At 69.9% G+C, this 282-nt stretch carries 1 protein-coding gene; it reads right to left on the bottom strand.

Features of this window, described 5'->3' with window-relative positions; all coding sequences use genetic code 11:
• A partial coding sequence (locus EN808_RS36025) for an NAD(P)-dependent oxidoreductase (protein WP_281041874.1) occupies positions 1-282 on the bottom strand: 282 nt, incomplete at both ends.

The raw sequence follows: 282 nt of genomic DNA, 5'->3' as shown, positions 1-282 counted from the left end.
GACAGGAAGCCGACGCGCTCGGGCGCCGGGCGCAGGCTGCGTGTGGTCGCAACGACGTTGAGGTCGAAACCATGCGCGGCGATATGGCCGACGGCCTGGCCGACCGCGCCGAGGCCGACGATGCCGATGGTCTTGCCGGCAAGCTCGCTGCTGGAATTGGCGTCTTCGCGCCCGGCGAGCCAGCCCTTGGCCCGCAGATCTCGGTCGACCACGCGAAAACGCCGAAGCAGGGCGAGCGTCACGAACATCACATGCTCGGCGACCGAGCGGGCGTTGACCGCC

The organism is Mesorhizobium sp. M8A.F.Ca.ET.165.01.1.1 (assembly GCF_004792065.1).
In the GTDB taxonomy this organism is placed as follows: Bacteria; Pseudomonadota; Alphaproteobacteria; order Rhizobiales; family Rhizobiaceae; genus Mesorhizobium.
This window is presented reverse-complemented; position numbering and strand designations above follow the sequence as displayed.